This window comes from Rhizobium sp. CB3171, from assembly GCF_029714265.1.
Lineage (GTDB): Bacteria > Pseudomonadota > Alphaproteobacteria > Rhizobiales > Rhizobiaceae > Rhizobium.
The window spans coordinates 145,922-158,738 of the sequence record NZ_CP121653.1 but is presented as its reverse complement, the minus strand read 5'-3'; the positions used below and the strand labels follow the sequence as shown (position 1 = coordinate 158,738).

Sequence of the window (12,817 nt, the reverse complement as noted above, 5' to 3'; positions counted from 1 at the left end):
CTTTGCTGCGCCGCAGCAAATAGATGCGTCATGAGCACTGATTTTATTGGAAAAAAGTCATCGGCGGCCGGCGGTTGGGGCGCGCTGAAGAGCTGCGGCAAGCGACTGTTGCAAAGCGGAGCGCCGCTTTCGGGTGCACGCGCGATGCTGCGTGCCAATCAGCCTGATGGTTTCGATTGCCCGGGCTGCGCCTGGGGCGATCCAGAACATGGTTCTTCGTTCGAATTTTGCGAGAACGGCGTCAAGGCCGTTGCATGGGAGGCGACGGAAAAGCGTGCCAACCCCGCTTTCTTCGCCGCCCACACCGTTTCGGAGCTGCGGCGCCTCAGCGACTATGAGCTTGAACTGAACGGCCGCCTGACTCATCCAATGCGGTACGACGCGGCAAGCGACCGCTATCTGCCGGTGGCCTGGGAGGAAGCCTTTGCCGAAATCGGCTCGGTGCTGAGGGGCCTCGACAATCCCAATCGCGCCGAATTCTATACGTCGGGGCGTGCGAGCAACGAGGCAGCCTTCCTCTATCAGCTCTTCGTGCGGCTCTACGGCACCAACAATTTTCCCGATTGCTCCAACATGTGCCACGAGGCGAGCGGCGTCGCCTTGAAGCAGGCAGTCGGCGTCGGCAAGGGAACCGTGCTCCTCGAAGATTTCGAGGAAGCGGACGCAATCTTCGTGATCGGGCAGAATCCGGGCACCAACCATCCGCGCATGCTCGGCGATCTCCGACGCGCCGCAATGCGCGGCGCTCGGGTCGTCGTGTTCAACCCGGTCCGCGAGAAGGGCTTGGAGCGCTTTTCCGATCCGCAGGACAAGGTGGAGATGTTGCGCGGCGGATCGACCGAGATCGCCAGCCATTATTTTCAACCGCAGCTCGGCGGCGATATGGCTGCCGTGCGCGGCATGAGCAAGGCCGTGTTTGCGGCCGATGATGCGGCAATCGCCGCCGGCCTACCGTCGATACTGGATCAGGCCTTTCTGGCCGAGCATGCCGCCGGCTTCGCAGACTATCGCGCCGCGGTGGAGGCAACGAGCTGGGCCGACATCGAGGACCAATCCGGTCTGAGCCGCGCAGAGATCGAGCAGGCCGCGGCCGTCTACATCAATGCCGAACGCGTCATTTGCACCTGGGCGATGGGTGTGACGCAACATGTGCATTCCGTCGCGACGATCCGCGAAATCGCCAATTTCATGTTCCTGCGCGGCAATATCGGCAAACCCGGTGCCGGTCTTTGCCCGGTGCGCGGCCATTCCAATGTTCAAGGCGACCGCACCGTCGGCATCAACGAAAAGCCGTCGGAGGATTTTCTTGCTGCCCTGGAGAAGGAGTTCGGCTTCGCGGTACCGCGGGAACACGGACACAATGTCCTGGCGGCGATCGGCGCAATGCTCGACGGATCGGCCCAGGCGTTCATCGGCCTCGGCGGCAATTTCGCCCGGGCGACGCCCGATAGCGCGCTCGTGGAGAAGGCACTCCGTCACCTGAAGCTTACGGTTCATATCGCGACCAAACCGAACCATTCGCATCTGATGCCGGGCGAAATCGCTTTCATTCTGCCCTGCCTGGGGCGCACGGAAATGGATCTGAATGTGAACGGGCAGTCCCAGCTCATAAGCGTCGAGGATTCCATGAGCATGGTTCATGGCTCGGCCGGCATCAATCGCCCTGCGTCGCCGCACCTGCTCTCGGAAGTCGCCATCATCGCCGGCATTGCGGCCACCACCGTCGGCAATACCCATGTGGATTGGGGGCGGCTCGCCAACAATTACGATCGTATCCGCGACCACATCGAGGCGACGATTCCCGGTTTTGAGCGCTATAACGAGCGTCTGCGCAAGCCGCGCGGCTTTCATCTGCGCAACAGTGCGGCGCATCGCGAGTGGAATACGACAGCCGGCAAGGCGACCTTCTCTTCCGGCAGCCTGCCGGAGGAAACGGTCCATCAACGGGCGCGCAAGGGCGGTGGACGCTTCGCACTTCAGACATTCCGCTCGCACGACCAGTACAACACGACGGTCTATGGTCTCGACGACCGCTATCGCGGCGTCTACGGCGAACGGCAGGTAATTTTCATCAACCCCGACGACCTGGCTGCGCTGGGCGCCGGGAGTGGCGAGCGCGTGGATGTCATCGGCGAATACAACGACGGCGTGGAGCGGAAAGCAGCGGATTTCCGGCTCGTCCCCTACGATATTCCGCGTGGCAGCATCGCCGGCTATTATCCGGAGCTGAACGTTCTGGTACCGCTCGCCAGCGCCGGCGAGGAAAGCGACACGCCAACATCGAAATCGATCATGGTGTCGTTGCGGACCCGCGAGGCATCTTGAACGACATCGCGACCGAGCCGCAGATATTTTTCGATCTGGTCGAAAATCTCGTTCAGGTGAACAAACACCTCACCGGACTGCAGGGCGCACTGCTCGTCGCTTGTGCGCTCGACATCGCCTCGGACAGTCGAACGTTTTCGAAGCGACTTGGTGTCGAGCATGCTCTCGTGCTGCGCGAGCTCAATGTCTTGGACGCAGTCGGCGAGTTTTTGGTGATTGCCAAACGGGACCCCCGCACCCTTCGCAGTCATTTTCATCTGACAGCGAATGGCCGCGCGATGCTATCATCGGCGTGCCGCATCCGGATCTCGGAGAAGGCCTGACGGCCGTCGTCGTGCGGTAGCCGGAAGGACCGGAGACCTGTCTGAAGGTTCGGTATGGAGTTACCGGCCTTCAGGTCGAAGTTTCGCGACGGCAGCGCCAATTCGTTTGCAAGCGTCTTCGAGTTCCGCAAGCGAGGTCGCATAGGATATGCGGAAATATGGGGCGAGACCGAATGCCGAACCCGGAACGACCGCCACCTCTGCGCTTCGAAGGAGGTAGTCAGCGAAAACGGAATCGCTTTCGACCACTCGTCCCTCCGGCGTCTTTCGACCGACAAGCCCGGCGATGCTCGAGAATGTATAGAATGCGCCTTCCGGAACCCGGCAGGTGATGCCTTCGATATTGTTTAGAGCCTTCACGACCAGGTCACGGCGCTCCTCGAAGGACTTGCGACGCTGAAGGAGGATGTCCTGCGGCCCGGTCAAAGCTTCAACGGCAGCGGCTTGACTGATCGAGGATGGGCAGGACGTCGACTGGCTCTGGACCACCGCCATGGACTTGATGAGCGCCGCGGGGCCGCCTGCATATCCGATCCGCCAGCCGGTCATTGCATAGGCCTTGGAGACACCGTTGATAGTGAGCGTGCGGTTTCTAAGCTCTGGCTTGATCGCCGCCGGCGTAACGAACCGAAAGTCGCCGTAAACAATGTGCTCATACATATCGTCGACCATCAGCCACACCTGCGGATGCTTCAACAAAACGTCGAGGATCGGACGATATTGGGCCTCGGAGTAGGCCGCACCAGATGGGTTTGACGGCGAGTTGAGCATCAGCCAGCGGGTCTTCGGCGTGATGGCTGCTTCGAGGTCTTCCGGAGAAAGGCGAAACCCGTTCTCTTCCTTGCATGGAACAAGAACTGGCTTGCCGCCGGCAATGATCACTATATCAGCGTAGGTCACCCAAAACGGCGTAGGAATGATCACCTCATCGCCCGGATCGAGCGTGGCCATCATCGCGTTATAGATCACTTGTTTCGCACCGGCCGCGACCGTGATCTCGCTCTGCTCAAATTCCAGGCCATTCTCGGTCTTGAATTTGTGACGTATCGCAGCTTTGAGTTCGGCTGTCCCGTCGAGAGCCGTATATTTGGTCTGGCCGGCGGCGATCGCCCGGACCGCCGCCTCCTTGATGTTTTCCGGCGTGTCGAAGTCGGGCTCGCCGGCGCCAAGGACGATCACGTCGCGGCCTTGGCGCTTAAGTTCGTTCGCGAGCCCCGTTATTTTGAGGATTTCCGACACACCGATCTGCGACAGCCGGTCCGCGGGCCTGAAGCTTGTGGTCTGAGCTACACTGTTCATCGCGGCCCCTCACTCGACGTCGAACTTGACACCCTGGGCGAGCGGCAAGGTGCGGCCATAATTAATGGTGTTGGTAGCCCTACGCATGTAGGCCTTCCACGCGTCCGATCCGGATTCGCGGCCGCCACCGGTTTCCTTTTCGCCACCGAAAGCACCACCGATTTCGGCGCCGGAAGGACCGATGTTGACGTTGGCGATACCGCAGTCCGATCCGCGTGCCGAGATGAAGAGTTCCGCCTCGCGCATGTCATTGGTGAAAATCGACGAGGAAAGTCCTTGTGGGACGGCGTTGTGAAGCTTCAAGACCTCATCGAAGTCGCGGTACTTCATGACGTAGAGGATGGGTGCGAAGGTCTCGTTCTCGACCGGCCCTTCCTGCCGGGGCATTTCGACGAGGGCAGGCCGAACGTAATAGGCGTTTTCCTGGCCGACATCGTGCCGCGTTCCGCCCGATACCTCGCCGCCCAGATTCTTGGCGGATTGAAGCGCGGCCTGCATGGCATCGAAGGCGGCCTTGTCGATGAGCGGTCCCACGAGATTGCCATCCAGCGGGTTGCCGACGGTGACGGAGGAGTATGCCTTCTTCAGCCGATCGACGAGCTGGTCGTACACGTTCTCGTGCACAAAAAGCCGCCGGAGGCTCGTGCAACGCTGCCCCGCCGTTCCCATTGCCGCAAACGCGGCGCCGCGCAGCGTCAGATCCAAATCGGCGGTGGGAGTAACGATGGCAGCATTGTTGCCGCCGAGTTCGAGAATTGCCCGCGCGAAGCGATTGGCAAGCTTGGGGCCGACGGCCCGCCCCATGGCGGTGGAGCCCGTCGCGGACACCAGCGGAACCCGGTGATCGTCCACGAGTATCTCGCCGACCTCGCGGTTACCGACGAGAAGCTGCGCGAGTCCTTCGGGGGCTTCTCCCCCTTCAGCCTTGAAGCGTTCCAGCGCCCGGTTGAAGATTGCCTCGGTCGCGAGCGCAGTCAGCATGGTCTTTTCGGAGGGCTTCCAGACGACGCTATTGCCGCAGACGAGCGCGAGTGCCGCGTTCCACGCCCAGACGGCAACGGGAAAGTTGAAGGCGGTAATGATACCGATCACCCCGAGCGGATGCCAGGTTTCCATCATCCGGTGATCGGCGCGTTCCGTGGCGATCGTCAGGCCGTATAGCTGACGGGAGAGACCGACGGCAAAGTCGCAGATATCGATCATCTCCTGGACTTCGCCCAAACCTTCGGATGTGATCTTACCGACCTCAATGGAAACCAGGCGTCCGAGTGCCTGCTTGTTGGCCCGCAGCTCCTCGCCGAGAAGTCGAACGAGTTCGCCCCTCTTGGGAGCCGGCACATTCCGCCAAGCGAGGAAGGCCTCATGGGCTTTGGCGACGCGGGCGGATGCTTCGCTGGCCGGGATATACTTGACATTGCCAACGGTCTCGCCGGTGATGGGCGTGCGAGCACGGATCTCGCCATCCGCATAGGCTTGGGGGGTGACGCCGAGTTCACTCAAGAGCTGGTGTGTTTCGGCCTGCAGCGACTGAATGGATGTGCCGGCTGTCTGGTGAGCGAGAGCTGTCGACATTTGCTTCCCTTTTTCTCTTTTACATTGAAACTGTATTGTTGCGCATCGATTGCGTGGCTTTGCTGCCGCCCTACGCGATAAGGCGTTGGGCCGGCTGCCCAAGCCCCAGGACTTCGTAGGCTAGGTCGAGCGAGCGTCGTTCGGCATCGGCGTAAAGATCCAGTTCGTTTTGGACGGCGGCACCCAGACTTTGTTCGAACGCTACCCGGTTCGAGCTCTCCGAATAGTTCTGTTGCACATCGGTGCCGAGGTTGGACTGGAAGATCCCCGCAGCGCTGACCGGAAGGAAATCCTCGTAGACGATCGGATCGAATCTGACGTATCCGGCGTCGATCAGCGCATCCAAGTTCGACGGAAGGCGACCACCGGCGACGTTGTTCAATCCGGTTTCGGTCGCGGAATACCGGAAGAACGCCAAGCCCTTCGTGCGCAACTCACGCCACTCGTCGGGAAACTGCCTGAACGTTTCGACGAGCTGGCTGTTGTAATCTCCCGAGTTGCCACCGGTCGACGCCACTTGAACGTCACTACGAACAGACGCAAGAAGCTCGTCATACAGCTTCCTGCCCTTGGCCGTCAGGGCTACGCCTCGCTGCTCGATCTCGCCGAACCGCGCCGTGTGCGTTCCGGACGAACCACCATCTGCGGCTGGTTTGAATTTGATGTTCTCCTCAAGTGCCTTGAAGCTCGTCTGGCGGAGAAGAATGGCGCACCGTCGACGCGGCGGACCCTCGATGACTGCTTTCGGACTGATGCCGCGCTTGGGCATGCCTTCCTGAACAGCATCGATATCAAGCGTCCGAGGCGTGAGGTGGTTGATATGCGGCCCTTTGAAGCTGACGACATCCGCGATCAACCGATGAGCATCATGCAGGCGCTTGTAGGTGGCGAGGGTGACGGTGGCATCGCTGTGCCAACGGAACGTTTCCAAGACCTCCCGGACGAACTCATCCGCATCTTCGCTGGCAAGTCCGCCGTCCATTTCCGCCTTATCGACCAGGAAAAGGGCACGGTCGGTAAAGATCTTGCGGCGAGAAAGGATTTCCGCTGCCTCAGCACGCAATACTTCGTCGGCTATCAGTTCCAGGCGCAGCAGGGAGGTGAAGACTCGGAACGGATTGCGGCGAAGAGCCTCGTCGTCTACAGGCCGAAAAGCGGTCGAATGAACGGGTATGCCCGCCACCGACAAATCATAATAGCCGACCGGATACATGCCCATGACGGCGAACACCCGGCGAATATTGAAAAGCTCGTCCGCCGTGCCAAGGCGAATAGCTCCATGGCGTTCGACGCTCAGGCGATCGAGCTCGTCATTGCGAACAAGCGCGTCGTGGAGCCCCGGATCGTTCGCGAGCGTGTCTTCGTTCACGTCAGCGACCAGATCCATGAGAGTTCCGTATTGCGGCACCTCCGTGCGGTACATCTCCGACATGGCCCGCGAAAAACGGGTCCGAACATCATCTGGGTGCACGTGGTCGATCGCCATGATGGCCTCCTCTAGTCTGCTACGAGCTCGGTCATTCTCCGAGATCATGATTGTTGAGGAGTATTCGCTTCGATGTGCTTGTATTTCTATCAAGCAATAGGTCAGATGTTATTCCAACGAGGAATGAACTTTCATCGATCGGCGGCGGTCTGCGCCAATATCCACTTCTTGAAGGCAAGCAGCGGCGGGTGCGAGGCGCGGTCGGTAGGCCATACCAGATAGTACGCCTCGGCGCTCTTCATCTGGAGATCGAGAGCATAGACCAGCTTGCCTTGAGAGAGTTCCTCTTCAATGAGGAACTTTGGCAGCAACGCCACCCCCACGCCTGCTATTGCGGCTTGGGTTGCCGTTGCGAACTGATCGAACAGCATGCCGTGAACCGAATCCGGCGTAACCCCGTTCATCATCATCCAGCGTTCCCAAGCATCAGGGCGGCTGGTCAGATGGAGCAATGGCGCTGCTCGGATGTCCGAGGGCTCCGTGAAATTGTATTGTTCACGCAGCTTCGGACTGCATGCTGGAACGACGATTTCTTGGCGAAGCAACGCAAGCTCGCCGCTTGGCCATTCCGCGGCGCCGAAATGAATCGCAGCGTCCACCGGCTCCAACCGAAAATCGAACGCCGTGATCTTTGTGACGAGATTGACGGTAATTCCAGGATTTTCAGCGAGAAAGTCCGGTAGTCTGGGCGCCAACCATCGGGTGCCGAATGTTGGCAATATTGCAAGGTTCAGCGTCCCTCCATACGGGTTTGCCCGCAGGTTCAACGATGCGCTGCTGATCTTACGCAGCGCGTCCCGGATCTCGCGCGCATAGCCCTCACCTCCGACGGTGAGCTTGATCGTCTGGCGCTCTCGATGAAAGAGCTCCACACCGAGTTGCTCCTCCAGAGCGCGAATCTGCCGGCTAACGGCACTCTGGGTGAGATTGAGCTCCTTGGCTGCCGCGGTTACGCTCCCGGTACGAGCCGCCGCTTCAAAAGCAGCGAGCAGTGGCAGTGAAGGCAAAAATCTTCGCGGTACTTGCACCCATGCCCTCCTACAAGCGCGCTCCTGCCAGATGTGCTACCTGCGCGCCCATTTCGTAGTACGCCTCCTTCGCCATGCGCAAGGGATCGGACTTTGGTTCGGTAATCGGCAGTGGCAAGCCTGCATCATCGATATTGCCGGCAATGTAAGACGCCAAGACCTTTCCGAAGGTCGTTCCAGGCGCAATGCCTCGTCCGTTATATCCGCTGAAGCCCACCACATTGTTTTCAAACTTATGGAACCGCGGAACTGCGTCCGAGGTCATGCCAATTTTCCCGTACCAGGCACTTTCGAATTCGACATCGCCAAGCTGGGGAAAACCCGTTTCAATGACCGCTTTGCCCAGGACTCGTGAATTGCACGTCCCGTGTTACGAAGCGCTCCGACGCTGCCGAAAACAAGCCGGCCACGCTGGTCCATTCTAAAAGACGAGAGAATTTCCTTCGTATCCCAGCATCCTTCCCTATTCGGAAGGATCGTTTTACGCACATTGTCGGAAAGCGGCTTCGTGGCGAAATTAAAATAGGGAAGATGAACCTGTTCCTCGCGCACGATTTTCCACGGCCCGGTCGAATAAGCGTCGGTCGCTACGACGATCCATTTGCAAGTCACGGAACCCCGACGCGTCGCCACCCGCCAATCATCTGCCCGGCGCTCTACCGCCAAGACAGGGCTCTTCGTATAGACTTTGACGCCTGACGCGATCGCCGCGCGTGCCAGGCCACGCACATAAGCAAGAGGTTGAAGCGTACCGGCCCTCGGATCGAAAAGTGCGCCGGAATACACGGCCGAGCCGGTACGGCGCCGTGTCTCATCGCTATCGAGAAGTTGAAGCGGCGCTCCTCTCGCGGTCCATTGGCGGTGACGGGTCTCGAGCTCTTCCAGACCCTTGCGCCCGACGCCGAGGTGAAGCGTCCCATTCTTTTCCAACTGGCATGAGATTTCATGCTCTTCAATAACCTGGCGAACGAGTACAGGCGCATCCGATAGGAGCTTAAGACATCTCTCTCCATATTCTGGACCGAGGACGCCGGGTATGTCGTCGGGCATCACCCACATGCCGCCATTGATGAGCCCGACATTTCTTCCGGAGCCACCAAACCCGACCTCCACCGCTTCAAGCAGAACTGATTTTATCCCGAGTTTTGCAAGATGGATCGCCGCCGAAAATCCTGTGTAGCCTCCGCCGACAATAACAACGTCTGCGTGAGCATCATCGTTCAGCTCTTCCGTGATCGGGGCGGGCGGCGCTGATGTTTCCCACAGTCCATGCGATTTCGGATCATTCAACATCGGCGCCGATCTTCCTAAAGTTAGCAGTTTTTCAGCACGATATCGCTGCGTCGGTGAACGGACTATCTCATTATGTACAAGAGATCATTCCCTGCAGGAATGAGTTCGACACCTCGCCGGCAGAGCGATAGACGGTCGGTGCGCCCTGAGGGGAGCCGGTTCGCGCGTCCAGCGTCTCGCCCCGCGAAGGCGAGGTGATGACTGGCCCTATCGATGCTGCATGGCCGGGCCTTCGAGAAATTCTATCCGTTTTCGGCATAATTATCCGCATCGCGCCGGCAATGGTGCGGCGCAGCAGAAACAAAGGGTTTTGTTAAGAAATACCCGACAGTTAGTCAGCGCAAGCGAAAATCTCCACCGCTCAACACCTGCGATTGTACCTCCTGCCCGACTTTTTGAAGCTCATCGTTCAAACGGAGACGAGTCAATGAAAATCGCGCTGCATCAACTGCGGTCGCTTTGCCGGAACCGGGACGGCGGTATCGCGATCATGGCAGCCTTATGCCTGCCGATTGTTATCGGCTTTGCTGCTCTCTCCGTGGAGTACGGATACGGGCTTCTGGTGCGCAACGAAAACCAGCGCACGGCGGATCTTGCCTCCTATGCCGGCGCGCTCGCCTATAGTGATACGAGTTCGGAAGACGAGATGAAAGCGGCAGCGCTTGCCGTGGCGAAGCTCAACGGTGTCGATGCCGGCAGCGTTTCCGTTTCGCTGACAACCTCTCCGAAGGACGCGCGCGTTCAGGCGGTGCATGCCACCATCTCCACCGCGAACACACTTTTTCTCGCACCCGTTCTCGGCGTCAGTTCAAAGCTCGAAATCGGGGCTGAAGCTTATTCATCTATAGGTTCGGCGGAGAGCGGCTGCATCATCGCCTTGGACAAATCCGGATCGGGCGTCACTCTCTCGGGCGGCGTGCAGGTCAGCGCAAGCAAGTGCTACGTGAACTCCAACAGTGATGTCGTCGCCCCCTGCGGAACGAAGATCACCAATAAGGGTACGACCTATTACGGCGGTACGTCGCAGCCTTGCCCTTGGTCTACCAACCTCGTGCAGGCAGATGGAAGTGCGGCGCCCGTCACCAAGCAATACACAGAGGATCCTCTCTCGGGAAATTCCGGAGTAGCCGAACTTACCGCACGCTTCGATACCATCCGCAAGGCGTCGTGGCCAAAGAAGGTCTCCGTGAGCACGGGTACCAACATTGAGTTTGGCGGCAACGCGACCCCAAAGCAAACCGCAGACGCCATAACATCCATCGACTGCAGCTACGATCCTGCGAACTACAATCAATATTGGACAACCAAATGGGACATCACCTGCTCCGGGTCTGAGGTGAATATCGGCTCCCTGCTGGTTCACGGCAACGTTCAGGTAAAATTCAATATTTCGGGCAGCAAAAACACGACCTACAACTTCTCGGGCAAGATCCAGAATGATTTCGGCACGAAGCTGGTATTCGGGGACGGCACCTACAATGTTGCAGGAGGCGTTTACGGCGCCGATCTGACATTCGGCGCCGGTTCCTTTCACTTCGGAATGGGCGACACCAATTGCGGCGATGCGCGCTACAGCCTGTGCAGTTCGGGAAAAACCGTCATCGACGGACCCAGCACCTTCATATTGGACGCCGGCTTCTACACGGGCGATGGCGCTAGCCTGAAGCTCGGAGCCGGAACGGCCAACAGCTATACCATCGGCCAGTCCAGCGGCGACAACGCGATGGGCGTGGGTGGCGGCTCGACCACCTATATGGCGGATGCCAGTACGGGCAAGGGTGTTTTCCGCGCCGACGGCGACATCAATGGCGGCGGCGGTGGTAGCTGCATCACGTTTCCCGCAAGCGCACAGCACGACATATCGGGCAGCGTCAACCTCGCGGGCGGCGCCAGGCTGGGTGCCGGGGTCTACACGGTCGACGGATATTTCTCGGTCAATACCGGGGGCGCTAGCTGCAGCGATTCCATCGCCGTTTCCGGGACAAATGTCACGATCGTCATTTCGGGGACCGAAACGCCCTCCGATTGGGAATGCAAAGGAAAGGCATTCTGTTTGACTGGCGGCAATGCCATCACACTTTCTGCCCCGCAGAGCGGCACCTACGCCAATCTTGCGGTTATCGGCCCGCAATCATCGAAATCTTATGCAGACGCGGAAATCACCTCCGGCGGCAGAGGTAAGATTTCCGGCGCGTTCTATTTTCCAAAAGGGCTGATCGATTTCGGCGGCGGCGGCCAGATCGGTGATGCCGCAACCGGCTGCCTGCAATTGATTGGCGCAAGTATTTCATTGTCCGGTGGTTCACAGACGATGTCGGAATGCACTCTGTCGGCCACCAGTAGCGAGGTGGAATTGGTTCAATGATTTTCATCCATGTAGCCGGGAAAAAAGCTCTCCAGCTTCGAGCCGGCCTAAGACATTTTCTGCGAGATATCTCGGGTAATGCAGCAGTCGAATTTGCACTGATTGCGCCAGTTTTCATCCTCATCTTGGCTGGCAGCCTTGATCTCGGCATGCTCATATTCTCGCGCTTTCAGCTAGAAGCTACGGTTTCCGACAGTGCCAGCTATGCGATGGTCAATGCTGATCTGGTCGATGGCAAGGATGGCAGCGATCTGGCAACGAAAATCGCCACCATGATCGCCAGCGAATACGCGGCGGGCGATACGCAGGCATCAGTAAATGTGAATAACGGCGCAGTCGCCAACTACAATGGTGCGAAAATTGTGATCAGCGGCAACGTCAGCCAAGCCGATGCTTGTTACTGTCCGAGCGGCAGCGCGTCGTCGCTTGATTGGGGCTCGCAGCAATCCTGTGGTTCGTCCTGCCCCGATGGCGGGCGGGCGGGCCGGTTTGTCTCCGTCATGGTAAAACAGGCCTATACGCCGTTGTTCTCCGGCTACGGCCTTGTGAAAGGCGACTTTATTGACGCCAGCGCGATCGTGCGGACACAATGAAGCGCGCTATCCGAAAAATTTGGCAGTCGCGTTCCGGCGCTAGTGCGGTGGAGTTCGCGCTGGTTGCGCCAGTCTTTTTCCTCATGCTGTTCGGCATGATCGAGCTCGGCCGATTGCTCTGGACGAGCCATGCCCTCCATGACACGGCGATTGCAACGGCGCGATGCATGGGCATTCCGCAGACGGAATGCGAAGATGGCGGGACTTACAGTGCGTCGAAGGCGGCAGCCTTCGCACGCAGTACGGCTACCGGCTGGTTCGTAGGGCTGGACGACGCATCGGTCACGCTCGATCACGACGCCACTTGCCATGGCTTGGCAGGCTTCTCGCAAGTAAAAATCACCTATCAATTCATCACCGTCGTGCCAGATTTACTGATGTCCTTGTCCGGCGGCACAAATCTCACGGCCGATGCGTGTTACACAAATCACTGACGGCAGGCGTGCGACCCCAGGTCAAACGTCGCAGCATCGACCTAGCTCAACCAAATGAGGATGTAGTCGACTGCTTTGAATAGAAGCTCAGACTAGGCC

9 protein-coding genes and 1 pseudogene are annotated in these 12,817 nt (G+C 59.0%); 5 read left to right on the top strand and 5 right to left on the bottom strand.

Annotated features, from left to right (window positions below):
- Positions 1-30 precede the first annotated feature (30 nt).
- A complete protein-coding gene (locus QA648_RS20005) occupies positions 31-2,325 on the top strand; it encodes an FdhF/YdeP family oxidoreductase (RefSeq protein ID WP_283053167.1) in 2,295 nt (764 codons plus the stop codon).
- Complete coding sequence (locus tag QA648_RS20000; RefSeq protein WP_260304642.1) at positions 2,322-2,648, top strand: hypothetical protein; 327 nt, start codon at positions 2,322-2,324, stop codon at positions 2,646-2,648. Before QA648_RS20005 ends, QA648_RS20000 begins: the two co-directional genes overlap by 4 nt.
- A gap of 60 nt (positions 2,649-2,708) precedes the next feature.
- Here the strand turns inward: QA648_RS20000 and QA648_RS19995 are convergent, their stop codons facing one another.
- The 5 genes and pseudogenes from QA648_RS19995 to QA648_RS19975 all read right to left on the bottom strand — a co-directional run bounded on the left by QA648_RS19995 (position 2,709) and on the right by QA648_RS19975 (position 9,326).
- Complete coding sequence (locus QA648_RS19995) at positions 2,709-3,947, bottom strand: pyridoxal phosphate-dependent aminotransferase (RefSeq protein ID WP_260304640.1); 1,239 nt, start codon at positions 3,945-3,947, stop codon at positions 2,709-2,711.
- A gap of 9 nt (positions 3,948-3,956) precedes the next feature.
- Positions 3,957-5,519: an aldehyde dehydrogenase family protein gene (locus QA648_RS19990; protein WP_260304639.1), complete on the bottom strand. Its 1,563-nt coding sequence runs from the start codon at positions 5,517-5,519 to the stop codon at positions 3,957-3,959.
- Between the two features lie 70 nt (positions 5,520-5,589).
- Entirely contained in the window at positions 5,590-7,005 is a 1,416-nt protein-coding gene (locus QA648_RS19985; RefSeq protein ID WP_260304638.1) for a VOC family protein, read from the bottom strand.
- Between the two features lie 131 nt (positions 7,006-7,136).
- Positions 7,137-8,033: a LysR family transcriptional regulator gene (locus QA648_RS19980; RefSeq protein ID WP_104826068.1), complete on the bottom strand. Its 897-nt coding sequence runs from the start codon at positions 8,031-8,033 to the stop codon at positions 7,137-7,139.
- Positions 8,034-8,043: 10 nt separating this feature from the next.
- Positions 8,044-9,326: pseudogene (locus QA648_RS19975) on the bottom strand (FAD-binding oxidoreductase).
- Positions 9,327-9,753: 427 nt separating this feature from the next.
- Between QA648_RS19975 and QA648_RS19970 the strand changes: the two are divergent.
- Genes QA648_RS19970 through QA648_RS19960 form a run of 3 tightly spaced genes read left to right on the top strand, consistent with a single transcriptional unit; the run spans position 9,754 to position 12,718 of the window.
- Positions 9,754-11,691 carry a TadE/TadG family type IV pilus assembly protein gene (locus QA648_RS19970; protein WP_260304636.1) on the top strand — a complete coding sequence of 646 codons (1,938 nt, stop codon included), beginning with the start codon at positions 9,754-9,756 and terminating at the stop codon, positions 11,689-11,691.
- The gene (locus QA648_RS19965; protein ID WP_104826066.1) at positions 11,688-12,284 is read left to right on the top strand and encodes a TadE/TadG family type IV pilus assembly protein; all 597 of its coding nucleotides are present in this window, start codon (positions 11,688-11,690) and stop codon (positions 12,282-12,284) included. Before QA648_RS19970 ends, QA648_RS19965 begins: the two co-directional genes overlap by 4 nt.
- Positions 12,281-12,718 (top strand): TadE family protein, encoded by a 438-nt coding sequence (locus tag QA648_RS19960; RefSeq protein ID WP_260304635.1) that lies wholly within the window; start codon positions 12,281-12,283, stop codon positions 12,716-12,718. The genes QA648_RS19965 and QA648_RS19960 overlap by 4 nt, the downstream gene beginning before the upstream one ends.
- Positions 12,719-12,817 lie beyond the last annotated feature (99 nt).